The sequence below is a fragment of the Pseudomonas sp. UBA6699 genome (genome assembly GCF_002454615.1).
Lineage (GTDB): Bacteria > Pseudomonadota > Gammaproteobacteria > Pseudomonadales > Pseudomonadaceae > Aquipseudomonas > Aquipseudomonas juntendi.
This window is the reverse complement of sequence record NZ_DKJF01000002.1, coordinates 13,386-38,672: the sequence shown is the minus strand read 5'-3', so window position 1 is coordinate 38,672 and position 25,287 is coordinate 13,386. Positions and strand designations below refer to the sequence as shown.

The following is a 25,287-nucleotide window of genomic DNA, read 5'->3' as shown; positions in this document are numbered from 1 at the left end:
GGCACCGGGGCGGCAGGCTCGGCCGCCTGCCCGGCTTCCGGCGCGGTGGCCGGCGGCAGGTCTGGCGGGGTCTGCAGCATCTCTTCGGGGAGCTCCTGGGCATCCTTGATCGCGACAGGGCTAAGCACTTCATTATTCATCTGACGTTCCTGAGGACGTTAACGCCCTATCATCAATTGAGCGGCAAGATAAGCGCCCATTATGACGCCTGTGTGACATGGCAGGGCAAGCCATGACGCGTGGCTATGGCAATGTGGTGTAGGAATTGTTCATGTGGAGACACATTTGGACACTTTCCCGAATGCCCGCGAAGGGGTAGGCTGCGCGTTCATTTCGCCAGCACCTCAGAAAATGCTTCAACAATTCCTGCAGGATTTCGGCTACTTTGCCCTTTTTCTAGGCACCTTCTTCGAAGGCGAGACCATCCTGGTGCTTGCAGGATTCCTTGCATTCCGCGGTTACATGGACATCAACCTGGTGTGCCTGGTGGCGTTCTTCGGCAGCTATGCCGGCGACCAGTTGTGGTATTTCATGGGCCGGCGCCACGGCCGCAAGATTCTGGCCCGCAAGCCGCGCTGGCAGGCGATGGGCGACCGGGCGCTGGCCCACATTCGCCGCCACCCCGACATCTGGGTACTGAGTTTCCGCTTCGTCTACGGCCTGCGCACGGTCATGCCCGTGGCCATTGGCCTGTCGGGCTATCCGCCACGCCGCTACCTGCTGCTGAACGGCATTGGCGCAGCGATCTGGGCCATTGCCCTGGGTGCGGCGGCCTATCACTTCGGCGCCATCCTCGAAGGCCTGCTGGGCAACGTCAAGCGGTACGAACTATGGGTGTTGGCCGCCCTGCTGGGGCTGGGCGTGCTGTTGTGGCTGCGCCGTCGCTTCCGTGCCCTGCGCGCAGAGCGCAAGGCCGCCGCCCAGGCGGCGGACGAACAGCGCGACCAGCAGTGACCCCGAGGCGCCAGTGCGGCGCATCGGGTTGCACACAGCGTGTCGGGTTGCCGGACGAACAAGGCAGCCGCGCGCCTGTCACAAGCATGACTGGCCCTGAAAACCAACCCGGCGAGCGCCCGCTCGCAATGCGCCGCGCAGGCAGCGCTCGATCTCCCAGGCGCGACACAACACTGGAGCTTCAAACATGACTAAAAAAGTAGCGGTGGTTCTTTCCGGCTGTGGCGTGTACGACGGCGCCGAAATTCACGAAAGCGTGATCACCCTGCTGCGCCTGGACCAGCGCGGCGCGCAAGTGCAGTGCTTCGCGCCGAACATTGCGCAGATGCATGTGATCAACCACCTGACCGGCGAAGAGATGCCCGAGTCGCGCAACGTGCTGGTGGAATCGGCGCGCATTGCCCGGGGCGAGGTCAAGGACATCCGCGAGGCCAAGGCCGAAGACTTCGATGCGCTGATCGTGCCGGGTGGCTTTGGGGCGGCGAAGAACCTGTCCAACTTCGCCGTGGAAGGCGCCAACTGCAGCGTCAACCCAGACGTGCTGGCCCTGGCCGAAGCCTTTGCCGCTGCCTGCAAGCCTGTTGGCCTGATCTGCATTTCGCCGGCACTGGCGGCGAAGATCTACGGGCCGGGGGTGGTCTGCACCATTGGCAGCGACGCGGGTACTGCGGCGGCAGTGGTGAAGATGGGCGGCACCCATGAAGAATGCGACGTGCACGACATTGTCGAAGATACCCAACGCAAGCTGGTGACGACCCCGGCTTACATGGAGGCCAAGTCGATCAGCGAGGCGGCTGGCGGCATCAACAAGCTGGTGGACCGGGTGCTGGAGCTGACCCACGAGTAAGGCCCGCCTACGCGCAGCCCAGAATCCGGCGCGGTCAATGGCCTGCGTACGCCGATCAATGTGGGAGCGGCCTTGTGTCGCGAAAGGGCCGCGCAGCGGCCCCAGGATTTGAGCCTCGCCGCATAAATTACCGGGGCCGCTGCGCGCCCCTTTCGCGACACAAGGCCGCTCCCACAAAAGGGCCGCGTTACACTTCAGGCCCTCGATAGTCGCGAAATGATCCGGTCCAGCGCATTGGCGAACGCCTGCTTGTCGCGCTCCCCATAAGCCGCCTGCCCTCCCCCGACCTGGCCCTGCTCGCGCAAATCGGTGAACAGGTTGCGCGCGGCCAGCCGATCACCCATGTTGCGCTCGTCGAACTCGCGCCCGCGTGGGTCCAGCACTGCCACCCCCTTCTTGACCAGGCGGTCGGCCAACGGCACGTCACTACAGATCACCAGCTCGCCCGGCACGGCATGCTCGACCAGATAATCGTCGGCCGCATCCATGCCACTGGGCACCACGATCAACCGCACGATCGCAAACGCAGGCCTGGCCACTGCCTGGCCCGCCACCATCACCACCTCGAACTTGCGCTTGAGGGCGAACTTGACGATCAGATCCTTGGCTGCCTTGGGGCAGGCATCGGCATCGATCCATACACGCATCGGATAATCTCTTCATCAGCTCAATGTGCTCATGATGCCTCATGCACGGCAACAGCCGGAACCGGCCGGCGCGCTGGAAAAATGGCGCCAATATTCCAATTAGCGCTTATCCGCCCCCCTTACTCAGGCTAAACTCGCCACAGCTTCACTGGCCTGCCCGAGCGCGCAATGAACCACCCCCACGAAATCCGCCCCGACCTGGACCAAGGCATCGACCGCAAAGTCCTGGCGACACTGCGCGCGCGTTTCCTGCACCTGAACCAGGCTCGGCTGCAGCGGGCAATGGAGGGCCTGTCGACACGTCAGCAACAAGTGCTGCTGCTGTTGCCCTTGCTGTTTCACGTGAACCACCCGCTATTGCCGGGTTACGTCTCGCGCAGCACCCCCGCAGGCGTCTCGGGCTACGAGCCCGGTAGCGAGCTGGTCGCAGAAGCCCAGCGCCTGGCCCGCTCATTCACCTACAAGGCCCAGCACGGCAACCCGCCACGGCCGATACACGGCCTGTTCCTGATGGGCAGCCTGGGCTCGCTGGCGCAGGCCGAGCACAGCGACATGGACGTATGGGTATGCCACGCCCCCGGCTTGCCCGAGCCGTTGCTCGAAGAGCTGCGCCGCAAGTGCCAAATGCTGGAAACCTGGGCGGCCAGCCTGGGCGCGGAGGCACACTTTTTCCTGATCGACACCCAAGGGTTTGCCCAAGGCCAGCGTGATGGTCAGCTTGGCTCAGACAATTGCGGGACTACCCAGCATTACCTGCTGCTGGACGAGTTCTACCGCACCACCGTGTGGCTGGCCGGGCGTACGCCGCTGTGGTGGCTGGTGCCGGTCTACGAAGAAGGCAATTACCAGGCCTATACCCAGACCCTGCTGGCCAAGCGTTTTATCCGCAGCCAGGATGTGCTCGACCTGGGCAACCTGGCGCACATTCCGCCCGGCGAGTTCATTGGTGCCGGCCTGTGGCAACTGTTCAAAGGCATCGACTCACCCTACAAGTCGCTGCTCAAACTGCTGCTGACCGAGGCCTACGCCAGTGAATACCCTGGCGTGCGCTGCCTGAGCCTGGACTACAAGCAGGCAGTGTTCGCCAACCAGCTGGACCTGGACGAGCTGGACCCGTATGTCATGGTCTACCGGCGCATCGAACGCTACCTGCTGCAAAAGGGCGAGCCTGTGCGCCTGGAACGGGTACGGCGCAGCCTGTACCTGAAGGTGAACAAGAAGCTCAGCGACCAGAACCGTAGCAATGGCTGGCAGCGCCGTTTGCTTCAGCGCCTGGCTGACCAGTGGGGGTGGGATGAGCGGCAGCTGGCGATACTGGACAGCCGCAGCCAATGGAAAGTCCAGCAGGTTGCCGTGGAGCGCCGCGAACTGGTGGCCGAGCTGAACCACAGCTATCGCTTCCTTGGCCAGTTCGCACGCACCCGAAGCGCCAGCAGCCGCGCCGACCAACGCGAGCTCAACGTGCTGGGCAGGCGCCTGTATGCAGCCTTCGAGCGCCGTGCCGGCAAGGTCGAGGTGATCAACCCGGGTATCGCCCCGGACCTCGCCGAAGACACCCTCACCCTGGCTCAGTTACCTAACCGCAAGGAATCGGGGAGCTACCACTGGGAACTGTACAGCGGCAACCTGAGCCCGCACGACATCGAGTGCTTCAACCCGATAAAACGCTGCCGCGAGCTGCTGGAACTGCTGGCCTGGGCCCATCGCAACGGGGTCATCGACAGCGGCACGCGCTTGGCGCTGCACCCGGGTGTCAGTGACCTGAGCGAGTTCGAGCTGGTCAACCTGCTCGGTTGCCTGCAGCAATGCATCCCCCTGCCCTTGCCGACCGTGAGTGAGGTGCGCCTGCTGCAACCCAGCGTTGCCGATGAAGTGCTGCTACTGGTCAACGTGGCCATCGACCCACTGCGCCACCACCGCGACCTGAACATCCTGATGACCACCGAGCGCATCGACTCACTGAGCTATGCCGGGGTGCGGGAGAACCTGGTGCTGACCTTGGACCAGGTCACCCTGAACAGCTGGAACGAAGTGCTGGTTCAGCGCTTTGACGGCGAACACGCGCTGGTGCGCTGCCTGCGTGACTTTCTCAACAGCCCGGTGGCGCATGGCCACCGGCCGCGGGTACGGGTGCATTGCTTCTGCCCGAGCCGCGCACAGGCCATCAGCCAACGGGTGGAAGAGATCTTCGACACCGTGCAGCTGTTGCAAGCCCAGGGCCTGCAGCACCGCTACCTGCTACAGGTCGCCCGGCACACCCATGTGCTGGAGCTGCAAACGGGGCATGTCAGCCTGAGCACCCTGGCCGAGCACGATGCCCTGCTGGCCTACCTGGGCGAAGAACGCAGTGTCTACAGCCCGTTGTACCTGGACGCCAACGCCCTGCAAGATCAGGACCTGCGCCTGGTGCTGGAGCAGGGCCGGCCGGCGTGCATTCAGGTGTTCTACCGCCTGCAGGACGAATGGGCCGAGCTGTACGTGCTGGATGAATGCAACGCGTTATGGCAACAGCGCCTACCGCTGCATGACGAGGCGCACCTGCTGTTGCCGCTGCAGCGCTTTTTGCGCTCGGTGGTGATGCGCCGCGAGGCTCGCCTGCCGCTGGATGACCTTGGGCAGGCGGCCCTGGATATCCAGTACGCGCAGCTACTGCCTGGCGGCCCGGGCAAGGCCCGCAGCATCGAAGCGCGCGTGGCGCCGCAGGAGGGCAGTGACCAGCCTTACTATGAAGTGCAGGCCATCATCCAGGCCGGTGTAGGGGGTGCTGCGCATGTGACACTGTACTGCGACCAGCAGGAGTTTTCCGAGCTGGAGCATGGGCCGCAGCTGTATGCGGTAGTGGCGCGGCAGATCATTGGCCAGCGGCGCGGGGCCGGGAAGTACCGGTGCTATATCACCGACCTGGATTTGTCCGAGCTGCTGGATGACCGGCTGGGGGCAACGCAGGTTTACCTGAGCTACAAGCGGGTGCTGGAGCAGGCATTGAACGAGGGGTTGGAGCAGGTGCTGTGCCAATGACCGGGCTGCTCCAACATGGGCCGCATGGCGGCCCAGGCCTCAGAGGTCGAAATCACCCGCCGCTTCAGGCTGGTACTCGACTTCCAGCAGTTTCAGCTTGAGGGTTTTGCCCCCCGGCGCCGGCCAGTCGATCTGTTCACCCACCGACAACCCCAGCAAAGCGCAGCCAATTGGCGCCAGCACCGAAACCTTGCCTTCCGCCCCGGCATCCTTCGGGTACACCAGGGTCAGGTGGTAGTCCTTGCCGCTGGCTTCCTCACGGCAGTGCACGCGCGAGTTCATGGTCACCACGCCTGCGGGTACTTCCTCATGACCGACGACCTGAGCGGCACGGTCCAGCTCCTCCTGCAGGGCGAACACACCCGGCGTACTCTCGTCGAGGCTGTCGATCAGACGCTCCAGACGCTGTACGTCCAATCGGGTGAGGATAAGGGAAGGCTTGGTGCTCATGATCCAGTCAGACTCCTTTGAACAGGCAATTTTCAATGCACAGATAAAGCAAAACCCCGCCCAAGGGCGGGGTTTGAAAAGGCTTTGGCGTCATCGACGCAGAACCCGACACTACCACAGACGGGCAAATACTCAAGCCCCTGCGGTCAGTGTGCCTTTGCCTGCGCACGCAGGACCTGTGCCTCGCGGCAGATCTGCCGGCGCCGCTCGTCATCGGCCGAGCGCCACTCGCGAATATGCTCGACATGCCGGTGGCAACCGGTGCAGACACGCTGCTCGTCGAGCCGGCAGACACTGATGCAGGGTGATGGCACCGCGGGGCTGACATTGCTGTACAACGGCTTGGGTGGCCGCGGCTGGGCGCTGCTCATGTCAGATCTCGTCGAAGTCCAGCTTTTCGCCAGCCCGCTCCCAAACGATGCGTTCGAGCATTTCGCCCAGCAGCTCTTCGCTCTTTTCGCAGACCCACTTTTTAGTCTCTTCGTCGTAGTCGAAGTGGAAACCACCGGAACGGTCAGCCAGCCACAGTTGGCGCAGCGGCTCCTGACGGCTGAAGATCAGCTGGGCGCCGCCTTCGAACTTGACGGTGAGCACGCCAGCGGAATTCTCCGTGTCCAGGTCCAGGCCGCTCTCGTCGAACAGGTCTTCCAGGGCCTGTTGGGTCGCGTCGACCAGATCGTGGAAACGCGCTTCACTCAAACTCATTGCAGGAACCTCGAAATTGGCGGCATTACAGGCAAGCCGGGGAAGATACGGGCGCAACGCGCCAGCCGCAAGCTGCTAGCTACAAGCCGCAAGAAAAAGCCCAGCCTACACCCGATCGCTTTTTCTTGCCGCTTGAAGCTTGAAGCTTGCCGCGTCTGCTGCCCGCCCGGCGGACCGGCCCTTGCATAGGCAAGCCGCCGGTCGCTCGGTATACTCGGGCGCAATACTGCATTTTCTAAGGATTTCACCCATGAAGCGCCTGATTTCCTCCTTCGCGGCGCTGGTCGCTGTTGCCTGCCTCGTTTCGGCCTGCGGCCAGAAAGGCCCGCTGTATCTGCCGGACGACGGCGATAACGGTAAAGCGCACAAGTCGCACCAGCACTCGTCGAAAGCCAAGCCGACCGCGGTCCAGGAGCAGCCGCCAGCGCTCGAGTCCGAGCCCGAGCAGTCGCCTGCGCAGTAAAGGAAACCAGATGAACGCTTTCAACTACCGCGACGGCGAGCTGTTCGCGGAGGGTGTAGCCCTGTCAGCCATCGCCGAACGCCATGGCACGCCTACCTACGTGTACTCGCGCGCTCACATCGAGGCCCAGTACCGCAGCTACACCGACGCCCTGCAAGGCGCCGAGCACCTGGTGTGCTTTGCGGTCAAGGCCAACTCCAACCTCGGCGTGCTGAACGTGCTGGCACGCCTGGGTGCAGGTTTCGACATTGTCTCCGGCGGCGAGCTGGAGCGTGTGCTGGCGGCCGGTGGCCGCGCTGACCGCGTGGTGTTCTCCGGCGTGGGGAAAACCCGCGAAGACATGCGCCGCGCCCTGGAAGTGGGTGTGCACTGCTTCAACGTGGAGTCCACTGACGAGCTGGAGCGCCTGCAGGTGGTGGCCGCCGAAATGGGCAAGGTTGCCCCGGTATCGCTGCGGGTCAACCCGGACGTGGACGCCGGTACCCACCCTTACATCTCCACTGGCCTTAAAGAAAACAAGTTCGGCATCGCCATTGCCGACGCCGAAGCCATCTACGTGCGTGCGGCGCAGTTGCCGAACCTTGAAGTGGTCGGTGTCGACTGCCACATCGGCTCCCAGCTGACCACCATCGACCCGTTCCTCGACGCGCTCGACCGCCTGCTGGTGCTGGTCGACCGCCTGGCCGAGTGCGGCATTCACCTGCGCCACCTGGACCTGGGCGGCGGTGTCGGGGTGCGCTACCGTGACGAACAGCCGCCGTTGGTGGCCGACTACATCAAGGCCATCCGCGAGCGCGTTGGCGACCGCGACCTGGCCCTGGTGTTCGAGCCTGGCCGCTATATCGTGGCCAATGCCGGCGTGTTGCTGACCCGCGTGGAATACCTCAAGCACACCGAACACAAGGACTTCGCCATCATCGATGCGGCGATGAACGACCTGATCCGCCCTGCCTTGTACCAGGCCTGGATGGGCGTCAGCGCGGTCAAGCCGCGTGGCGGTGAAGGCCGTGCCTATGACCTGGTCGGGCCGATCTGCGAGACCGGCGACTTCCTCGGCAAGGACCGTGTCCTCGACCTGGCCGAAGGTGATTTGCTGGCTGTCGAGTCGGCGGGCGCCTATGGTTTTGTCATGAGCTCCAACTACAACACCCGTGGTAGATGCGCCGAAATCCTGGTTGACGGTGACCAGGCGTTCGAAGTACGCCGCCGCGAGACCATCGCCGAACTGTACGCTGGCGAAAGCCTGCTGCCGGAGTAAGCCCATGCTACTGCGTTTTACCAAGATGCATGGGCTGGGCAACGACTTCATGGTCCTGGACCTGGTCAGCCAGCACGCCCACATCCAGCCCAAGCACGCCAAGCAATGGGGTGACCGCCACACCGGCATCGGCTTCGACCAGTTGCTGATCGTCGAGGCGCCGAACAACCCGGAAGTGGACTTCCGCTACCGTATCTTCAATGCCGACGGCTCCGAAGTGGAGCAGTGCGGCAACGGTGCGCGCTGCTTCGCCCGTTTCGTGCTGGACAAGCGCCTGACCGCGAAAAAACGCATCCGCGTGGAAACCAAGAGCGGCATCATCGTGCTGGACGTGCAAAACGACGGCCAGGTGAGTGTCGACATGGGCCCACCGCGCTTCACCCCTGCCGAAATCCCCTTCGTCGCCGACGCGCAGGCGCTGAGCTACCCACTGGAAGTCGACGGCCAGCTGCATTCGATTGCCGCCGTGTCCATGGGTAACCCGCATGCCGTGCTGCGTGTCGACGACGTGCGTACTGCCCCCGTGCATGAACTGGGCCCGAAGATCGAAAACCACCCACGCTTCCCGCAGCGGGTGAATGCCGGCTTCCTCCAGGTCATGGACCGCCACCGGGCCAACCTGCGCGTGTGGGAACGCGGCGCGGGCGAAACCCAGGCCTGCGGCACCGGCGCCTGCGCCGCCGCCGTGGCGGCGATCAGCCAGGGCTGGATGGACTCCCCGGTATCCCTCGACCTGCCAGGTGGCCGCCTGCACATCGAATGGGCCGGCCCCGGCAAGCCCGTGGTGATGACCGGCCCGGCCGTACGCGTCTACGAAGGACAGGTTCGTCTCTAAGCGAGTAACCGCCATGACCGATCAGCCCAAGGTTGTACCCCAGCAGTCCGCCGAGCTCGATGCCGAGGCGGTGGTCGCCTACCTGCGCGCCCACCCTACCTTCTTCAGCGAGCACGACGAGTTGCTGATCGAACAGCGTATTCCGCACCAGCGTGGCGACAGCGTGTCGCTGGTCGAGCGCCAGCTCAAGCTGCTGCGCGACCGCAACATCGAGATGCGCCACCGCCTGTCACAACTGATGGACGTGGCCCGCGACAACGACCGGCTGTTCGACAAGACGCGCCGGCTGATCCTCGACCTGCTTGATGCCGGTAGCCTGGAAGAAGTGGTCATGGCCGTCGAAGACAGCCTGCGCCAGGAGTTTCAGGTGCCCTTTGTCAGCCTGATCCTGTTCGGTGACAACGTTGCCCCCGTGGGGCGCTGGGTCAGCAATGCCGAGGCCCAACAGGCCATCGGTGCCCTGTTGGGCGGTGGCAAGACGGTCAGCGGCAACCTGCGCGAACATGAACTGGCCTTCCTGTTCGGCGAGGAACAGCGCCGCGAGGTCGGCTCCAGCGCCGTGGCCGCGCTGGAGTACCAGGGGTTGCATGGGGTGCTGGCAATCGGTAGCCGAGACCCGCAACACTACAAGAGCAGCGTCGGCACGCTGTTCCTCGGCTACATCGCCGAAGTGCTCGGCCGTGTCGTGCCACGGGTGACCCAGACCCTGCGTTCGGTACGCTGATGGAACGCCAGCTGGAGGCTTATTGCGCACACCTGCGCAGTGAGCGCCAGGTGTCGGAGCACACCTTGCTGGGCTACCGTCGCGACCTGGACAAGGTCATTGCCTATTGCAAGGAGCACGGTATTGCCGACTGGCAAGCGCTGCAGATTCAGCAGTTGCGTCAGCTGGTCGCCCGCCTGCATCACCATGGTCAGGCCTCGCGCAGCCTGGCGCGGCTGCTGTCCGCTGTACGCGGCCTGTACCGTTACCTGAACCGCGAAGGCCTGTGCCAGCACGACCCTGCCGCCGGCTTGAGCGCCCCCAAGGGCGAGCGCAAGCTACCCAAGGTGCTGGACACCGACCGTGCGCTGCAGCTACTCGATGGCGGCGTGGACGACGACTTTATTGCCCGCCGTGACCAGGCCATGCTGGAGCTGTTCTATTCCTCGGGCCTGCGCCTGTCTGAGCTGACCAACCTCGACCTGGATCACCTGGACCTTGCCGCCGGCCTGGTGCAGGTACTGGGCAAAGGCGGCAAGGCGCGGGTGCTACCGGTCGGCCGCAAGGCCCGCGAAGCGCTGAAGGAATGGTACCGCCTGCGCGGCATCGGCAACCCGCGCGACCGCGCCGTGTTCATCACCCGCCAGGGCAACCGCATCAGCCCCCGTACCGTACAGCAGCGGGTCAAGGCCGTGGGTGAACGTGAACTGGGCCAACACCTGCACCCGCACATGCTCCGCCATTCCTTCGCCAGCCATGTGCTGGAATCGTCCCAGGACCTGCGCGCAGTGCAAGAGATGCTCGGCCATGCCGACATCAGCACCACGCAAATCTATACCCATCTGGACTTCCAGCACCTGGCGGCGGTGTACGACAGCGCCCACCCCCGGGCCAAACGCAGCAAAGGCACAGACTCATGAGCATCAAGCTGATCACCTTCGACCTCGACGACACCCTGTGGGACACCGCGCCAGTGATTGCCAGTGCGGAAGTCGTGCTGCGCGACTGGCTCGAAGCCAACGCCCCCCTCCTGGGCGGGGTGCCGGTGGAACACCTGTTCGCCATCCGCGAACGCCTGGTGCAGGCCGAGCCCGGCCTGAAACACCGCATCAGTGCCCTGCGCCGGCGGGTACTGTTCCATGCCCTGGAAGAAGTCGGCTACAGCGAGAAACACGCACAGGACCTGGCCAATGAAGGCTTCGAGGTATTCCTGCATGCTCGCCACCAGGTGCAGATCTTCCCCGAGGTGCAGCCAATGCTGGAGATCCTGCGGCATCAGTACACCCTGGGCGTTGTCACCAATGGCAATGCCGACGTCAGCCGGCTAGGGCTGGCGGATTACTTCCGCTTCGCCCTGTGTGCCGAGGACCTGGGCATTGGCAAGCCGGACCCGGCGCCGTTTTTGGAGGCCTTGCGGCGTGGCGAGGTCGACGCCGGTGCGGCGGTGCACATTGGTGATCACCCGGCTGACGACATTGCCGGTGCCCAGCGCGCCGGGTTGCGTGCGGTTTGGTTCAACCCGCAGGGCAAGGCCTGGGCGGGCGAGCAGGCGCCGGATGCCGAGATCCGGCACCTGTCGCAGCTGCCCGACGTGCTCGCACGCTGGCGCTGACAGGGGCCGCTTTGCGGCCCATTCGCGGGCACGCCCGCTCCCACAGGGACCGTGCAGGTCCCAAGACCTGTGGGGGCGGGCTTGCCCGCGAAGCGGCCGGCACAGGCACAAAAAAGCCCGCAGCGACGGCGGGCTTCTTGACGATCAGCCAATCAGATAGGGCGGCTGCCGTACTTGTTGTCCGGCTTCTTGGGCGGGTCGGCGACCACGTTGGCCTCGACTTCCTGCACCTTGCCACCGCGCGACAGAAATTCTTCCATCGCCTTGGCCAGTGCATCACGCTCTTTCTGCTTGGCTTCCATGCTCGGCATCTCGTCTACCGAGACTGCCGCCTTGGATTTGCCCTTGGCAGCGGGTGCCGGGCTGCTGTCGTCATCGCCAGCGTCTTCGACGCCGTCATCAGCCGCCGCTTCGAGGCCTTCATCGCCCTCGTCTTCGTCACCTACTTCGAGGTCATCATTTTCCAGATCGTCGTCGCTCATGTTCTACCTCATGACTTGCGAAAAGCAGGTTAGTTATAGACCAGTGCAGCCGTAGACCGGCAGCTACCAGTGAAAATTCAACTGGCCGTGGGTTAGGCCACTGCCCTTGGGGCCGGCGCTCCTGATGGGAGGCGGTACCCAGCAGGCCCTGCTCCTGGCAGAACCTGACAAATCCATTAGCCCCTGCTGGCCACTCGCTATTGGCAAGCCTAGCAAAGGCTGGTTGAAGTGCGCGGACTGCTTGCCAAACACCCTTCGGCGCGCATTCTAGCGCGCCGGTAGAAAAAGCAAAGCACCATAAATGCCCTACGACTTGTAAGTTTTTTGCCTACGTCGCGAACGTGCCGGATAAACCGTTTGCCGAGCGGGAAATGTTAAAAATCTGGCAAAAAAATGCCCGGCAAGCCGGGCAAGTTTTTACCGCGTCGCAGTTACAGGTTGTAGCCGCGCTCGTTGTGCTGAGCCAGGTCGAGACCGACCGACTCTTCTTCTTCGTTGACCCGCAGGCCCATCACCAGGTCCAGCACCTTGAGAATCACGTAGGTGACGATGGCGGTGTAGACCACGGTAAAGATCACGCCTTTGGCCTGTACCCAGACCTGCATGCCGATGTCGGTGACAGTACCGAAGCCGCCCAGTGCCGGGGCTGCGAACACGCCGGTGAGGATGGCGCCGATGATGCCGCCCACACCGTGAACACCGAAGGCGTCCAGCGAGTCGTCATAGCCCAGCTTGCGCTTGAGGGTGGTGGCGCAGAAGTAGCAGATCACACCCGAAGCCAGGCCGATTACCAGGGCACCCATGGGGCCCACGGTACCCGCGGCCGGGGTGATGGCGACCAGGCCGGCAACCACACCCGAAGCGATGCCCAGGGCGCTCGGCTTGCCGTGGCCGATCCACTCGGCGAACATCCAGCCCAGTGCCGCAGCGGCGGTGGCGATCTGGGTCACCAGCATGGCCATGCCGGCGGTGCCGTTGGCCGCTGCAGCAGAACCTGCGTTGAAGCCGAACCAGCCGATCCACAGCATGGCCGCGCCCATCAGGGTGTAGCCCAGATTGTGGGGCGCCATAGGGGTGGTCGGGTAGCCTTTGCGCTTGCCCAGTACCAGGCAGCAGACCAGGCCGGCGATACCTGCGTTGATGTGCACCACGGTGCCGCCAGCGAAGTCCAGTACGCCCCAGTCCCACATCAGTGCACCGTCACCGCTCCACACCATGTGCGCGATTGGCGCGTATACCAGGGTGAACCAGATACCCATGAACACCAGCATCGCGGAGAACTTCATGCGCTCGGCGAAGGCACCGACGATCAGCGCAGGGGTGATGATGGCGAAGGTCATCTGGAAGGTGATGAACACCGCTTCAGGGAACAGCGCAGTGGCCGAAGTCAGGCTCTCGGGCGTGACACCGCTGAGGAAGGCCTTGGAGAAGCCGCCAACGAACGAATTGAAATTGAGTACGCCTTTTTCCATACCGGCGGTATCGAAGGCCATGCTATAGCCGTAGACGACCCAGAGAATGCTCATCAGGCCGGTGATTGCAAAGCACTGCATCATCACCGACAGCACGTTCTTGGAACGCACCATGCCGCCATAGAACAGGGCCAGGCCCGGAATGGTCATGAACAGCACCAGCGCCGTCGCGGTCAGCATCCAGGCGGTGTCGCCGGAGTTCAGCGCTGGGGCAGCTTCCTCTGCCAGGGCGAGCCCGGGGGTTACGAGGGACAATAGGGCTCCTAGCCCTGCGATCTTACGCAGAGTCATGTTGTTTTCTCCTGGGGCTTTGGGTTTGGTGAGGCTTTGTTGTTGCTTAGATCGCGTCGGTATCGGTTTCGCCGGTACGGATACGGATCGCCTGCTCCAGATTCACCACGAAAATCTTGCCGTCACCGATCTTGCCGGTGTTGGCTGCCTTGGTGATGGCTTCGATTACCCGATCAAGGTCCTTGTCATCGATGGCGACATCGATCTTCACCTTGGGCAGGAAATCGACCACATACTCAGCACCGCGGTACAGCTCGGTGTGGCCCTTCTGGCGACCGAAACCTTTGACTTCGGTGACGGTGATACCCTGCACGCCGATTTCCGACAGTGACTCGCGCACGTCGTCCAGCTTGAACGGCTTGATGATGGCTGTGACTAGCTTCATGAAACTCTCTCCCGATTTGGTGGACTTGCCCCAGGAAAACAAACCCGTCTCAAGTCTAAGCGCAGCGGTTGGCTTTGTAACGCGTCGTCGGCATCCGGCTCCGCGTGCGCACTGCCTGGTCACAAGGAACTGCATCAGTGCATGGCTCGAACTGGTCTTTGCAGAAACCTTGCCAGTTCCGCCAAAGCCACGAAAAACAGCGAGTTATGTGATTTAGTCAGGATTGGCCAGTCGCCAGCATGCAGATCATGCACAGTTTCGGTGCGCGCAGGCGGGGGCTGCTGCTCGAAAAACGTGCAGTAGCGCGAGCGTCTGTGAAAGAAAGGCCCATGTGCGTGCGTGCTACACTGCTGGCCATTTCTCGGTTTCAATGGAAAGCCCCATGCTCGCGCCCAAAGCCCTTCTCGATGCCCTGAGCGACCAGGCCTCGCGCCTGTTCAGCAGCGATACCGCACAGCCTCGCGCCGAACTGGAAAGCCAGTTCAAAGTGCTGATGCAAGGGGCGTTCAGCAAACTGGACCTGGTCAGCCGTGACGAATTCGACAGCCAGATGGTCGTGCTGGCGCGCACCCGTGCACGCCTCGAGGCCCTGGAGCAACAGGTAGCAGAGCTGGAAGCGCGGCTGGCCCCTACTGCCCAGCAGGACTGAACCAGCCCTGCCGCTGCCACACGTCAGGCAGAAACCCGCAGGGCGTTCAGCTCAGGCGGCCTGGGCGGTAGCTCACTGGCATGCAGGGTGCCGCGCAACAGCGCTGCACCACATTGGGTGAACACTGTTTTCACCCGGTTGTGCGAGTTGAGAATCTCGGCCTGGATACGCGCGATGGCGGCGTCTGTTGGCTGCAAGCTGGCCGCACGGTTGGCCCACTCGATGGCGGCAAAGCGGCTTTGCTTGCGGGTGCCGCGCCCCTGCATCCAGGCCAGCCCCAGCTCGGCACTGGCGCGTGCGGCAATTCCCAGGTCAGGGTGCTCGACCAGGCTCAACAGGTACGCCACAGCCTCGGCCCGCTCCCGAGAGTTGCCGAACTGGCGCAACAGGATGCCCAGATGCAAACGCGCGCGGGCATTGGTCTGGGAATCGCCCAGCGCGTCGATCAGCAGGTGCCTGACGGCCAGCATGGCGCTGCGCTCGCTGAGGTCCTCGCTACCCTTCATGCGCAGGCACGCCAGCTTGTATTTGGCCCGGCGGCTGCCCGCTGCCACTGCGCGCCGTAGCCAATGTTCAGCGGCCTGGCGATCAATGTACTCCTGCGGGGTATTCGCCTGGCCACCACAGTACAAGTCATACAAGCCAAGGGCTGCCCCCGGCAGGTTCAGTTCGGCACAACGCTCATACAGGTAGACGGCCACTTCATGGCGGTTGGCAGCCAACAGCAGCCGCGCCGCCGCAAGCACCGTGAACCCCGGCGCATGGCCTGCCAGCTGGCGTTTCACCGCCCGCTGCGACCATGCCCGGGCCTGCTCGGCCGAGCGTGGCAGCCCCCATAGACCAAAGCAGTGCCCTGCGGCGCGCAAGGCACAGGCGCCCGCATGGCAGCGCCCGTCGCACAGGCGCTCGAGGGCGCGGCGCAGCAACTGCTGCTGATCCGCCAGGCCGTCGCGCAGTATCAGCTCGGCCAGGCAACGGAACGGCTCGCCCATGGCCCCGATGGCTCCATGATCGGCATTGCATGCCAGGCTCGCGGCAAAGTCGCCAATCGCGCCGGCCTGATCGTGCAATGCAGTACAGCGCAACGCCCCCTGCCAAGCCAGCAGTACTGCGCGCTCCCTTGGCCTCAGCGGGCGCTGTGCCCAGGCGTCGAACAACTGCTGCCAGGTGGCCACGGCCTGCAACTGGTCGGCAGCCGGCAACAGTAGCTGTTCTTCGACGGCCATCCAGCGCAAGGCGTTACGCAGGCGCTCGTCCCAACCGGCGCACAACGGGCCGCTGGCCAACAGTTCAAGCGCATCGGCACCGGCGCCCGACCGCGGCAACAGGTAGATAGCCAGGGCCTGGATGGCTTCGAAGCAACCGGGGCGCAGGCCCAGTGCGTGGCGGAGCCAGTAGTAACGCGGGTCTTGGGTGTCCTGGTAGGTCCGCTTGGCCAGGCACGCGGGAAAGCTGCTTGGCAGTTCCGCCAGCGGTTGCACCCCATGCCTGACCAACAGTGGCGCGGCGGCTTCCTGCACCTCCACATCGGCATGGGCACTGGGCCGATAGCGCGCAGGCCGCCCGTTGAACAACTCGGCCAACCAGCCAGGCTCGCGCAACTGCGCACTGACGCGCAGCATGCCGATGGCCGCTGCCAGCGGTTGCGCCGAACGCTCCAGCGCCTGCAGCAGGTGCGCAGTCGCGGTTTCGCATATCTGCTCTACGGCCAGCACACGCGCAGCGTTGGGTTGGCCATCAGCCTGTACCCGGCAAGCGCGGTGGAAGCAGTGCATGCCCATTACCACGTGCGGGTGGTAAGCCTTGGGGCAGGCATCGACCCAGGCTTTGAGCACCTGGCTCGGGGCTTTGTCGCCCTGGTTGTCGAGGTCGGCGAACATGTGGCCTTCCAGGGCCGCCAGGTAGGCCGGAAACTCGCCGGGCGGCGCCTGATACCACTGCGCCTCGAGGCGGTCGAAAAAACGGGTAAGTTCAACGAATGCGCGGGCCTGCACCAGTTCGCGGATTACCTGGTGAGTGTGGGTGAGCGTTTGCACGGAGCAATTCCTCAAGTCCATTTGGAAGAAGGCACAGTGCCATTCCATGGCAACTGCAGTTGCCCAACAACACTAAGCCATACCCGGCCCCTGCGCAAAGAATATTGGATCCACCTTTTGCTCAGAGGTGTAAAAATCCGCGATAAATCCCTGCCCGGAAAAACCACGACGCACACTTCTTGCGCCGGCAGTAGGAGCGCTGGCTATCCTGTGCGCTACCGCAGGAAGCGGCCTTCACCCGCGACAACGGAGCGTCCATGTCCCTAGCCCTCGTCCATAGCCGCGCCCAGGTGGGCGTACAGGCACCGGCGGTCAGCGTCGAAACGCACCTGACCAATGGCTTGCCGCACCTCACCCTGGTCGGCCTACCGGAAACCACCGTCAAGGAAAGCAAAGACCGGGTACGCAGCGCCATCGTCAATTCCGGGTTGAACTACCCACAACGGCGCATCACCCAGAACCTCGCCCCCGCCGACCTGCCCAAGGATGGCGGGCGCTACGACCTGGCCATTGCCTTGGGCATCCTCGCCGCCGACGGCCAACTGCCAACCGCGGCCCTTGCCGAGCTTGAATGCCTGGGCGAACTGGCACTGTCTGGCACGTTGCGCCCGGTGCAGGGGGTATTGCCGGCGGCACTCGCGGCCCGCGAAGCAGGCCGGGCGCTGGTGGTGCCACGGGAAAACGCCGAGGAGGCCAGCCTGGCCAGCGGCCTGGCGGTGTATGCCGTGGGGCACTTGCTGGAGCTGGTTGCCCACCTCAACGGCCAGGTGCCCCTGGCGCCCTATGCGGCCAACGGTTTGATCCTGCAGCAACGGCCTTACCCGGACCTGAGCGAGGTGCAAGGGCAACTGGCAGCCAAGCGCGCCTTGCTGCTGGCAGCCGCCGGGGCGCACAACCTGTTGTTCACCGGCCCGCCCGGCACCGGCAAGACCTTGCTCGCCAGCCGGCTGCCCGGGCTGCTGCCGCCGCTGGACGAGCACGAGGCGCTGGAAGTGGCGGCGATCCAGTCGGTCAGCGGCCATGCACCGCTGAGCAACTGGCCGCAGCGCCCCTTTCGCCACCCGCACCACTCCGCCTCTGGCCCGGCACTGGTGGGGGGCAGCAGCCGGCCGCAACCTGGCGAAATCACCCTCGCCCACCACGGTGTGCTGTTCCTTGACGAGCTACCGGAATTCGAGCGCCGCGTGCTGGAGGTGTTACGCGAGCCATTGGAGTCCGGTGAAATCGTGATTGCCCGGGCCCGCGACAAGGTACGCTTTCCCGCGCGCTTTCAGCTGGTGGCGGCCATGAACCCCTGCCCTTGCGGCTACCTCGGCGACCCGACCGGCCGTTGCCGCTGCAGCACCGAGCAGATCGCCCGCTACCGCAACAAACTGTCCGGGCCACTGCTGGACCGCATCGACCTGCACCTGACCGTGGCCCGCGAAAGCACCACGCTGAACAACCAGCCTAGCGGTGAAACCAGTGCCGCTGTGGCTGTGAAAGTGGCACAGGCCCGAGCGCTGCAACACGGGCGTCAGGCCTGCGCGAATGCCTTCCTCGATCTCGAAGGTTTACGCCGGCATTGTGCCTTGAAAGCCGCCGACCAAGTCTGGCTGGAAAATGCCTGCGAGCGGCTGACGCTATCGCTGCGCGCGGCACACCGGTTGTTGAAGGTAGCGCGAACGCTGGCGGACCTGGAGGGGTGCGAGGCCATTGGCCGGGCGCATCTGGCCGAGGCCCTGCAGTATCGGCCGGGGAGCAGTTAGGTTCAGCAGTGGCCTTGCAGGCAAGGGCCTGCACCATCCCCTGGTTTACTGGCGGCCAGCCAATGCCCGTTCAACCACCGCCAGCAATACCTCTTCAGAAAACGGCTTGCCCAGGCACTCCAGCGCCCCCAGCCGCGTCGCCGCGTGCATGGCGGCATCATCCCAATGCGCCGACATGCAGATCACCACTATCGGCCATTGCCGAAGCGCCAGCTCACGCTGCACGTGCAGCCCGCTCATGCCGGGCATCTTCAGATCGAGCAGCACGCAACCGGCCTGCCCTGCCCGTTCAGACGCCAGGAACGGGGCACCGCCGGCGAAGGTCAGGGTCTCGAACCCGGCTGAACGCAGCAGGTTGGCCAGGCTCTTGCGCACCGAAGCATCGTCATCGACGATGCATACCCATCTGCTCATGCGCCGCCCATGCCCTCCTGCTGTGTGCCGAGCACGTTGTGCATGGCCACCAACTCCACCAATGAGCGCGACTGCATCTTGTTCATGATGCTCTTCTTGTGCACCTTGGTGGTCACCTCACTGGTGCCGATCTGCCTGGCGATCTGCTTGTGCGACAGGCCGTCGACCACCAGCGAGAACACCTGGCGCTCACGCGGGGTCAGGCGCTGGTACTTTTCCGCCACGAGCCGGGCATGGCGCCACTTGCGCCCTTCGGCCACGGCACGCACCCGCAGCGTCCCCAGCAGGGCCAGCAACTGCTCCTCGTCAAAAGGCTTGGTGAGGAACTCCACGGCACCTGCGCGCATCGCCTGCACGGTCATCGCAATGGTGCCAAAGCCGGTCATGAACACGATCGGCCAGGGCAGCGCCAGCTGGCGCAGCGTTTCCTGCACTTGCAAGCCGGTGATATCGGGCAGGTGCATGTCGAGCAACAGGCAGGCGTAAGGGGTTTCCAGCCGGGCTTCAAACAGCGCCTCGGCACTGGCGAACAGATGATGGGGTATGCCCTGCGAGCGCAGCAGCCGGCCGAGCGCCGTGCGTACCGATGGGTCGTCATCAACCACCAGCACTGGCACATCCGCACTTTCGCCGGATGGCTCCAGGGTGTCGGCGCCTGCGCACAACGGCAAAGCCCCCAATGCCCGGCCTGGGGCCGCGAAGCTGATCTCGGCCGCCAACCGGTAGCCACGCCGAGCTACGGTCTGAATCAGCCCACGGTCGCCAAATGCCTTGCGCAGCAACGACACCTGGACCTGCAGGTTGTTGTCCTCGACCACGGTGCCGGCCCACACCTGGCTGAACAATTCTTCCTTGTCGACCACCCGGCCCTTGGCCCTGATCAGTGTGGCCAGCACCTCGAACGCACGCCCGCCCAGCAGCATGGGCTTACCGTCGAGCAACACTTCGCGGCGCTCCAGGGACACCAGGGCATTGCCTATTCGGATCATGGCTTCCTCGCACGGGCACGGGCATTCGCGCAGCCACGAACAGCCTAGGCCAGCGGATGCGGTGGAACAATTATCCCGAGGGATAGGGTGTTCAAGGCACTATACAAGCGCCCGGAAAAGGCCAGGGGACGATAACGGACAACAGCGTGCCCGTTCCTGCCAAGCGGGCTGCAACCCGCATTCCCCTTGGGCTGGCTGCGTATACTCACGTCTCAGGATGTCGCCAGCAGGGGGGGTGTTTCATGCGCGATGAACGCCTTGCTCACAGGCCCATCGATTACGACCAGACAGTCGACGAAAGCTGGCTCAACAACTGCGACATCACAGCGTTGGGCCAGGATGGCGAGCTCAGTTGCTTCCGCCTGTGCGACCCCACCAGCGGGCAAGCCTGGCTCGCCATGCGCGCACCGCTCGAAGCGCCCGCCGCCTGTCAGCGCCTGGAGCGCGACTACCGGCTGAAACTGGACCCACAGTGGGCAGTGGTGCCGTGCGCGTTCGTGCGTTCCCCCGAAGGCCCACTGCTGGTGTACCCGGCCGGTCACTCCATCGCCGACCTGCTCAGCGAAGGCCGGCTGGCGCTGGAGCCGTTCCTGGAGATTGCGCTGAACGCCGCCACTGCCTTGGCCCAGGCCCACCAAAGCCATGTACTGCACGGCGCCCTGCAGCCAGACCATGTGCATGTGCAGGACAACTTGCAGGTGCGGCTGGGCGGGTTCCGTGCAACACCTGCGCATCCGCTCGGCAAGCAAGGCATGCCGCTCGGCAACTGGACCTACCTGGCGCCCGAGCAAGTCTGCCCGCACGGCAGCAACAACGACCTGCGCAGTGACATCTATGCCCTGGGGGCGATCCTGTACCAGCTCCTGCTCGGTGAATTGCCACTGACCGGGCGCGATACCCAGCACTGGCGTCAGCTGCATGCCGGGGTACAACCCAAGACCGCCTGCGAAGTCGACAACCGCGTGCCGCAGCCGCTGAGCAGCGTGCTGGCCAAGGCCCTGGCCAAGGAACCGGACGCACGCTACCAGAGCGCACACGCCCTGGCCGTGGACCTGGGCTACTGCCACCGGCAATGGGCTGCCAGCAAACACATGGCGGCCTTTGAACCAGGTTGCGCCGACCCGGTCGCCGCCCATGGCAGCCGCCTGTATGGCCGCGATGCCGAACAGCAGGCCATTGCGCTGCTGCTCAAGGGGTTGCGCCGCGACAGCACGCCGCAAGTGCTGCATATTCAAGGCGCCGCAGGCATGGGCAAGTCGAGCCTGGTGGCCGCTGCACTCAAGGCCAATGCTCAAGGGTACTGGGCGGTCGGCAAGTGCAACAGCGTGTCGCAGGCTGCGCCCTACGCGCCCTGGGTGGAAATCCTCGGCGCCCTGACCACCCAGTTGCTGGCCAAGGACAGCCACGAACTCGACGCCCTGCGCCACGACATCCTGCGCCGCATCCAAGGCCACGGCCGGCTGCTGGGCAAACTGGCGCCAGACCTGCAGCTAGTGCTCGGCGCGTTGCCGCCACTGCCAGGCAAACTTACCCCCATGGCGCTGCAGAAGGAGCTGCGGGCCGTGGTCGAATTCCTTGCAGTATTCAGCCGCCCCGGCCTGCCACTGGTGCTGTTCATCGACGACATCCAGTGGGTCGATGAGGCCTCGCGCCAGCTCCTGGCGCAACTGCTGGCAAACGCGCCCGGCAACCTGCTGCTGATCTTTGCCCAACGCAGCGACACCGGCACTACCCAAGGCCCGGCCAGCGTCCCCCACACACTGCGCAGCACCACCCTGAACCTGCGCCCGCTGGCCGTTGGCGCGGTGGCCGAGTTGATCGCCGAGCGCTACCACGTGGATGCCGAAGCCGCCTTGGCACTGGCTGCACAGGTACATGAGAAGACCGCAGGCAACCCGTTCTTCATCCACCAGATCCTGCGCGCCATGGTCGAAGACCAGTTGTTCTTCTTCGATACCCAGGCCATGCGTTGGTCGTGGTGCCCACAGGCCGTGGCCCGGCACCGTTACGCCGACAATGTCGCCGAGCTGATGATCCACCGCCTGGCGCGCCTGCCCGCGCCACAGCGCGACGTACTGCGCATCGCCAGCGCCGCAGGCAGCCGCTGCGACAATGGCGTATTGCAGCGGGTGCTGGGGCGGGCGCCAGGCACTGCGGTGCAGGCCCTGATTGCCGCGGGCTTCCTGCTGTCGAGCCAGAGCGGCCTGGGCTTCGTGCATGACCGCGTGCAGGAAGCGGCGTATCAACTCACGCCAGGGCACGAGCGCGAAGCGCTGCATGCGCGCATTGCCCTGGCCATGCTCGGGGCTTGGCCAGACCGCTTGCAGGCGCTGCTGTTCGAGATTGCCCATCAGCTGCAACGCGCCAGCCCGTGCGGGTTTGCCGCAAATGACTGCGCAACCTTCCTGCAGCTTACGTACGAAGCGGCACAGCGGGCGCGTGACAGCCGCGCCTATGAGCAGGCCGCCGGCTACCTGCACACGGCACAACAGCTGCTCGAAGCCTGCAGTACGCTGGAAAGCCGCGCCACGCTTGGCTTTGCCATTGCCAGCATGGCAACGGAGTGCGACTTGCAACTGTCGCGCACGGTCGCCGCCCAGGCCCGCCTGGCTGAATGCCGCCAGCGTGCCGGCTCGACGCTGGAGCGGGCCAGGGTGTGCCAGTTGCAGGCACGCCTGGAGACCTTGCAGGGTAACTGCCAGGCTGCCATCGCCAGCGCGCTTGGCGGCCTGCGGATGCTGGGTATCGAACTCGCGCCAGGCCTTGACCCACACCAGGTGCAAGCCAGCCATGCCCGTGTGCAAAGCCTGATCGAGCAGAAAGGCCTTCACTGCCTGGAGTCGCTGCCACGCACCGACTCGCAAGAGGTGGTAGTGGCAGTGGGTTTGCTGGCGACCCTGTCGTCATCCTTCCTGGTGCAGGACGACCTGTGTTTCCTGCACCTGGCCAAGCTCACGGAGCTGGCGTTGCTGCATGGCGTGGCGCCAGGGAGCACCTACGGCCTGGCCTGGTACGGGGTGATGTGCGCCGAGCGTTTTGGTGCCTATCACGATGGCCATGGTTGCTGCCTGGCGGCGCTCAAGCTGATCGAGCGCCACGGCCTGGAGGCCGACCTGAGCAGCGCGCTGCTCGCTCTGGACCAGCTCAGTGCCTGGACGTCGCCCATGGAGCTGGCCCGCCGCACCGCCGTGGAGGCCGTCGATTCGGCGCACCTGAGCGGCGACCTGGCCATGAGCTGCCATGCCTGCAACCACTTGGTTTCCGACTCGCTGATCATGGGCCGCTACCTGCCGGAAGTGGCCGAGGAAGTCGCCCAGGGCCTGGCCACTGCGCGCCGGCATGGCTACCTGGAGGTGGCGCAGACCCTGCTGGCCCAGCAAGCGTTCGTCGCCGCCCTCAGCGGCACCACCGGCACGACCGCAACCGCACCCTCGAACTCGCCCATTACACGGTTCTTCGAGTACCTGTTCGCCGGCATGAGCGCCTTCTACCTGGGCAACCATACGCAGGCCATGGCCGACCTGGCGCGGGCCGGCGACTACGCCTGGGCCGCGCCGGCCCACATCAACCTGGCCGACTATCACCTGTTCCGTGGCTTGCTCCTGGGCAGCCCGGAGGCCCCCGGCAGCCTTGCCGACAAGCTGCACGCACTACAGGCATTGCGTGAGCGCTTCGCTCACTGGGCAGGCTTCAACCCGGCCACGTTCCGCAACAAATTGCTGCTGATCGAAGGGGTGATCGCCAAGCTGGAGGGCGACGGGTTGGCCGCCATTCGTTGCTTCGACCAGGCCCAGATCGCCGCCACCGCTGCCGGCTTCATCCACGAACAGGCGCTGGCCCATGAGCAACTGGCGGAAGTGTGCATCCCCAGCGGCCTGATTTCCGGTGCCAACCTGCACCTGCGCGTCGCTCGCGATTGTTTCCACATCTGGGGCGCAACCGGCAAGGTGCAGCAACTCGAGACCCTGCATCCGTTCCTGCGCACCCAGCCGATCCAGGAAACCCAGCGTGCCACGCAGCAGGCCAGGCTGGACCTCGAGGCCGGTATCGAAGCGGCGCGAGCGCTGTCCGAGGAGGTGCTGCTGGAAGGCCTGATCGAAACCCTGATGGGCCACCTGACCGAGCACTCCGGCGCCGACCACGGTGCGCTGCTGATCGTCAGCGGTGCCGAATTCCAGATGGCCGCCCTCGCCTACATCGACGATGCCGGGCTGCACGTGAACATGGACAATTGCCAGAAATTCATGACCCAGGCACCGTTGTCGGTCATCAACACCACCATGCGTACGCGCAAGCCGCTGGTGCTGAGTGATGCGCAAAGCGATTGCCCCGAAGCCTTTCGCCAGGACCTGCAGGCACGTGGTGCCCGCTCGGTACTGTGCCTGCCCCTGGTGATCCAGGGGGTGCTGATCGGCCTGGTGTACCTGGAAAACCGCCTGGTACCCGGCCTGTTCGGCAGCCAGCGCCTGGCCATGCTGGAGATCCTGGCGGCGCAGGCCGCGGTGTCACTGCAGACGGCCAAGTTCTACACACGCCTGGCCGAAGACAACCAGAGCCGGGCGCAGATAGAGGCGGAACGGCGTCATTCTCGCGCAGAGCTTGCGCGCACTGCCCACCTGCAAGTCATGAACGAACTGTCGGCCTCGATTGCCCACGAAATAAGCCAGCCGTTGCTGGGTATCGCTGCCAATGCCGCCGCCAGCCTGCGCTGGCTGAAGCGTGCAAAGCCCGACCTCGAAGAAGCGATGGCCGGGCTGGAGGACATCCGCAACGATAGCGAGCGTGCTGCCAACATCCTGCGGGCGTTGCGCTCGCTGGCCAAGCAGGCACCGCTGCAGCGCCAGGCGGTGAAGCTGGACGCGGTGATCCGCGAGGTGGTGCGCCTGACCTCGACCGATGCCGCCAAGGGTGCAGTGCAGGTGCAAACCCACTTGCACGTGGGGGTCAGCGTGGTGGCCGACCCGGTGCAGTTGCAACAGCTGATGTTCAACCTGATCACCAATGGCCTGGAGGCGCTGGCGGGGTACCGTGCCGATGGCGTGCTGCGCATTGCCTCGGCGGTAGTTGCGGGGCAGGTAGAGATCTGTGTGGACGACAACGGGCCGGGCATTGCGGTTGAAGAACGCGAGCGCGTGTTCGATGCGTTCTACACCACCAAGGGCAGCGGCATGGGCATGGGGCTGGCGATCTGCAATTCGGTGGTACAGGCCCACGGCGGCCAGTTGCAGGCGTTGGTGTCGGAGCTGGGCGGCTGCCGGATTAGCTTCACCCTGCCGGTCAGTGACCGCTAGCCTGTGCCGGCCTGTTCACGGTGCACCCCGCACCTGCG

General features: G+C 64.6%; 22 protein-coding genes. 12 read left to right on the top strand and 10 right to left on the bottom strand.

Going from position 1 to position 25,287, the window contains the following annotated elements; genetic code table 11:
- Positions 1 to 351 precede the first annotated feature (351 nt).
- Together B3361_RS00495 and elbB are read left to right on the top strand one after the other, a co-directional pair.
- Positions 352 to 954: a DedA family protein gene (locus B3361_RS00495; RefSeq protein WP_054905406.1), complete on the top strand. Its 603-nt coding sequence runs from the start codon at positions 352 to 354 to the stop codon at positions 952 to 954.
- A gap of 187 nt (positions 955 to 1,141) precedes the next feature.
- A complete protein-coding gene (elbB, locus tag B3361_RS00490) occupies positions 1,142 to 1,801 on the top strand; it encodes an isoprenoid biosynthesis glyoxalase ElbB (protein WP_054905405.1) in 660 nt (219 codons plus the stop codon).
- Positions 1,802 to 1,995: 194 nt separating this feature from the next.
- On the opposite strand, the gene B3361_RS00485 is transcribed toward elbB, so the two are convergent.
- A complete protein-coding gene (locus B3361_RS00485; protein WP_009681655.1) occupies positions 1,996 to 2,448 on the bottom strand; it encodes a YaiI/YqxD family protein in 453 nt (150 codons plus the stop codon).
- 168 nt (positions 2,449 to 2,616) lie between these two features.
- On the opposite strand from B3361_RS00485, the gene B3361_RS00480 reads away from it, so the two are divergent.
- Entirely contained in the window at positions 2,617 to 5,466 is a 2,850-nt protein-coding gene (locus B3361_RS00480; RefSeq protein WP_054905167.1) for a class I adenylate cyclase, read from the top strand.
- Positions 5,467 to 5,505: 39 nt separating this feature from the next.
- On the opposite strand, the gene rnk is transcribed toward B3361_RS00480, so the two are convergent.
- From rnk to cyaY, 3 genes are all read right to left on the bottom strand, one after another.
- The gene (gene rnk / locus B3361_RS00475) at positions 5,506 to 5,916 is read right to left on the bottom strand and encodes a nucleoside diphosphate kinase regulator (protein WP_009681653.1); all 411 of its coding nucleotides are present in this window, start codon (positions 5,914 to 5,916) and stop codon (positions 5,506 to 5,508) included.
- Between the two features lie 146 nt (positions 5,917 to 6,062).
- A complete protein-coding gene (locus B3361_RS00470; RefSeq protein WP_009681652.1) occupies positions 6,063 to 6,287 on the bottom strand; it encodes a DUF1289 domain-containing protein in 225 nt (74 codons plus the stop codon).
- A gap of 1 nt (position 6,288) precedes the next feature.
- A complete protein-coding gene (cyaY, locus tag B3361_RS00465; RefSeq protein WP_054905168.1) occupies positions 6,289 to 6,621 on the bottom strand; it encodes an iron donor protein CyaY in 333 nt (110 codons plus the stop codon).
- 250 nt (positions 6,622 to 6,871) lie between these two features.
- On the opposite strand from cyaY, the gene lptM reads away from it, so the two are divergent.
- The 6 genes from lptM to B3361_RS00435 are packed head-to-tail and all read left to right on the top strand — an operon-like array spanning position 6,872 to position 11,492.
- Positions 6,872 to 7,084, top strand: a complete 213-nt coding sequence (gene lptM / locus B3361_RS00460; protein WP_054905169.1) for an LPS translocon maturation chaperone LptM — start codon at positions 6,872 to 6,874, stop codon at positions 7,082 to 7,084.
- 10 nt (positions 7,085 to 7,094) lie between these two features.
- Positions 7,095 to 8,342: a diaminopimelate decarboxylase gene (gene lysA, locus B3361_RS00455; protein ID WP_009681649.1), complete on the top strand. Its 1,248-nt coding sequence runs from the start codon at positions 7,095 to 7,097 to the stop codon at positions 8,340 to 8,342.
- 4 nt (positions 8,343 to 8,346) lie between these two features.
- A complete protein-coding gene (gene dapF / locus B3361_RS00450) occupies positions 8,347 to 9,177 on the top strand; it encodes a diaminopimelate epimerase (protein WP_054905170.1) in 831 nt (276 codons plus the stop codon).
- A 13-nt stretch (positions 9,178 to 9,190) separates the two neighbouring features.
- Positions 9,191 to 9,901, top strand: a complete 711-nt coding sequence (locus B3361_RS00445) for a DUF484 family protein (protein ID WP_009681647.1) — start codon at positions 9,191 to 9,193, stop codon at positions 9,899 to 9,901.
- The gene (xerC, locus tag B3361_RS00440) at positions 9,901 to 10,800 is read left to right on the top strand and encodes a tyrosine recombinase XerC (protein ID WP_054905171.1); all 900 of its coding nucleotides are present in this window, start codon (positions 9,901 to 9,903) and stop codon (positions 10,798 to 10,800) included. The genes B3361_RS00445 and xerC overlap by 1 nt, the downstream gene beginning before the upstream one ends.
- Entirely contained in the window at positions 10,797 to 11,492 is a 696-nt protein-coding gene (locus B3361_RS00435) for an HAD family hydrolase (protein ID WP_054905172.1), read from the top strand. Before xerC ends, B3361_RS00435 begins: the two co-directional genes overlap by 4 nt.
- 152 nt (positions 11,493 to 11,644) lie before the next feature.
- On the opposite strand, the gene sutA is transcribed toward B3361_RS00435, so the two are convergent.
- The 3 genes from sutA to glnK all read right to left on the bottom strand — a co-directional run bounded on the left by sutA (position 11,645) and on the right by glnK (position 14,122).
- Positions 11,645 to 11,974, bottom strand: a complete 330-nt coding sequence (gene sutA / locus B3361_RS00430; protein WP_009681644.1) for a transcriptional regulator SutA — start codon at positions 11,972 to 11,974, stop codon at positions 11,645 to 11,647.
- 431 nt (positions 11,975 to 12,405) lie between these two features.
- Positions 12,406 to 13,737, bottom strand: coding sequence for an ammonium transporter (locus tag B3361_RS00425; protein WP_029887805.1), 1,332 nt, complete (start codon positions 13,735 to 13,737; stop codon positions 12,406 to 12,408).
- Positions 13,738 to 13,783: 46 nt separating this feature from the next.
- Positions 13,784 to 14,122: a P-II family nitrogen regulator gene (glnK, locus tag B3361_RS00420; RefSeq protein WP_002555808.1), complete on the bottom strand. Its 339-nt coding sequence runs from the start codon at positions 14,120 to 14,122 to the stop codon at positions 13,784 to 13,786.
- A gap of 382 nt (positions 14,123 to 14,504) precedes the next feature.
- Here glnK and B3361_RS00415 point away from each other — a divergent pair, with 382 nt between their 5' ends.
- Positions 14,505 to 14,771, top strand: coding sequence for an accessory factor UbiK family protein (locus tag B3361_RS00415; protein ID WP_009681642.1), 267 nt, complete (start codon positions 14,505 to 14,507; stop codon positions 14,769 to 14,771).
- 23 nt (positions 14,772 to 14,794) lie between these two features.
- Here B3361_RS00415 and B3361_RS00410 read toward each other — a convergent pair whose 3' ends face one another.
- The gene (locus B3361_RS00410; RefSeq protein WP_054905173.1) at positions 14,795 to 16,807 is read right to left on the bottom strand and encodes a DUF4034 domain-containing protein; all 2,013 of its coding nucleotides are present in this window, start codon (positions 16,805 to 16,807) and stop codon (positions 14,795 to 14,797) included.
- A 257-nt stretch (positions 16,808 to 17,064) separates the two neighbouring features.
- On the opposite strand from B3361_RS00410, the gene B3361_RS00405 reads away from it, so the two are divergent.
- Positions 17,065 to 18,555, top strand: a complete 1,491-nt coding sequence (locus tag B3361_RS00405) for a YifB family Mg chelatase-like AAA ATPase (protein WP_054905174.1) — start codon at positions 17,065 to 17,067, stop codon at positions 18,553 to 18,555.
- Positions 18,556 to 18,600: 45 nt separating this feature from the next.
- Here B3361_RS00405 and B3361_RS00400 read toward each other — a convergent pair whose 3' ends face one another.
- The gene (locus B3361_RS00400) at positions 18,601 to 18,969 is read right to left on the bottom strand and encodes a response regulator (protein ID WP_009681637.1); all 369 of its coding nucleotides are present in this window, start codon (positions 18,967 to 18,969) and stop codon (positions 18,601 to 18,603) included.
- Positions 18,966 to 19,958, bottom strand: a complete 993-nt coding sequence (locus tag B3361_RS00395) for a response regulator (RefSeq protein WP_054905175.1) — start codon at positions 19,956 to 19,958, stop codon at positions 18,966 to 18,968. Before B3361_RS00395 ends, B3361_RS00400 begins: the two co-directional genes overlap by 4 nt.
- Positions 19,959 to 20,200: 242 nt before the next feature.
- Between B3361_RS00395 and B3361_RS00390 the strand changes: the two genes are divergently transcribed.
- Complete coding sequence (locus B3361_RS00390) at positions 20,201 to 25,249, top strand: trifunctional serine/threonine-protein kinase/ATP-binding protein/sensor histidine kinase (RefSeq protein WP_054905176.1); 5,049 nt, start codon at positions 20,201 to 20,203, stop codon at positions 25,247 to 25,249.
- The last annotated feature ends 38 nt before the right edge of the window (positions 25,250 to 25,287 follow it).

Bases quoted from the DNA above. Each gene is read 5' to 3' on its own strand.
- B3361_RS00495 (WP_054905406.1), top strand. From the start codon at position 352: ATGCTTCAACAATTCCTGCAGGATTTCGGCTACTTTGCCCTTTTTCTA.
- elbB (WP_054905405.1), top strand. From the start codon at position 1,142: ATGACTAAAAAAGTAGCGGTGGTTCTTTCCGGCTGTGGCGTGTACGAC.
- B3361_RS00485 (WP_009681655.1), bottom strand. From the start codon at position 2,448: ATGCGTGTATGGATCGATGCCGATGCCTGCCCCAAGGCAGCCAAGGAT.
- B3361_RS00480 (WP_054905167.1), top strand. From the start codon at position 2,617: ATGAACCACCCCCACGAAATCCGCCCCGACCTGGACCAAGGCATCGAC.
- rnk (WP_009681653.1), bottom strand. From the start codon at position 5,916: ATGAGCACCAAGCCTTCCCTTATCCTCACCCGATTGGACGTACAGCGT.
- B3361_RS00470 (WP_009681652.1), bottom strand. From the start codon at position 6,287: ATGAGCAGCGCCCAGCCGCGGCCACCCAAGCCGTTGTACAGCAATGTC.
- cyaY (WP_054905168.1), bottom strand. From the start codon at position 6,621: ATGAGTTTGAGTGAAGCGCGTTTCCACGATCTGGTCGACGCGACCCAA.
- lptM (WP_054905169.1), top strand. From the start codon at position 6,872: ATGAAGCGCCTGATTTCCTCCTTCGCGGCGCTGGTCGCTGTTGCCTGC.
- lysA (WP_009681649.1), top strand. From the start codon at position 7,095: ATGAACGCTTTCAACTACCGCGACGGCGAGCTGTTCGCGGAGGGTGTA.
- dapF (WP_054905170.1), top strand. From the start codon at position 8,347: ATGCTACTGCGTTTTACCAAGATGCATGGGCTGGGCAACGACTTCATG.
- B3361_RS00445 (WP_009681647.1), top strand. From the start codon at position 9,191: ATGACCGATCAGCCCAAGGTTGTACCCCAGCAGTCCGCCGAGCTCGAT.
- xerC (WP_054905171.1), top strand. From the start codon at position 9,901: ATGGAACGCCAGCTGGAGGCTTATTGCGCACACCTGCGCAGTGAGCGC.
- B3361_RS00435 (WP_054905172.1), top strand. From the start codon at position 10,797: ATGAGCATCAAGCTGATCACCTTCGACCTCGACGACACCCTGTGGGAC.
- sutA (WP_009681644.1), bottom strand. From the start codon at position 11,974: ATGAGCGACGACGATCTGGAAAATGATGACCTCGAAGTAGGTGACGAA.
- B3361_RS00425 (WP_029887805.1), bottom strand. From the start codon at position 13,737: ATGACTCTGCGTAAGATCGCAGGGCTAGGAGCCCTATTGTCCCTCGTA.
- glnK (WP_002555808.1), bottom strand. From the start codon at position 14,122: ATGAAGCTAGTCACAGCCATCATCAAGCCGTTCAAGCTGGACGACGTG.
- B3361_RS00415 (WP_009681642.1), top strand. From the start codon at position 14,505: ATGCTCGCGCCCAAAGCCCTTCTCGATGCCCTGAGCGACCAGGCCTCG.
- B3361_RS00405 (WP_054905174.1), top strand. From the start codon at position 17,065: ATGTCCCTAGCCCTCGTCCATAGCCGCGCCCAGGTGGGCGTACAGGCA.
- B3361_RS00400 (WP_009681637.1), bottom strand. From the start codon at position 18,969: ATGAGCAGATGGGTATGCATCGTCGATGACGATGCTTCGGTGCGCAAG.
- B3361_RS00395 (WP_054905175.1), bottom strand. From the start codon at position 19,958: ATGATCCGAATAGGCAATGCCCTGGTGTCCCTGGAGCGCCGCGAAGTG.
- B3361_RS00390 (WP_054905176.1), top strand. From the start codon at position 20,201: ATGCGCGATGAACGCCTTGCTCACAGGCCCATCGATTACGACCAGACA.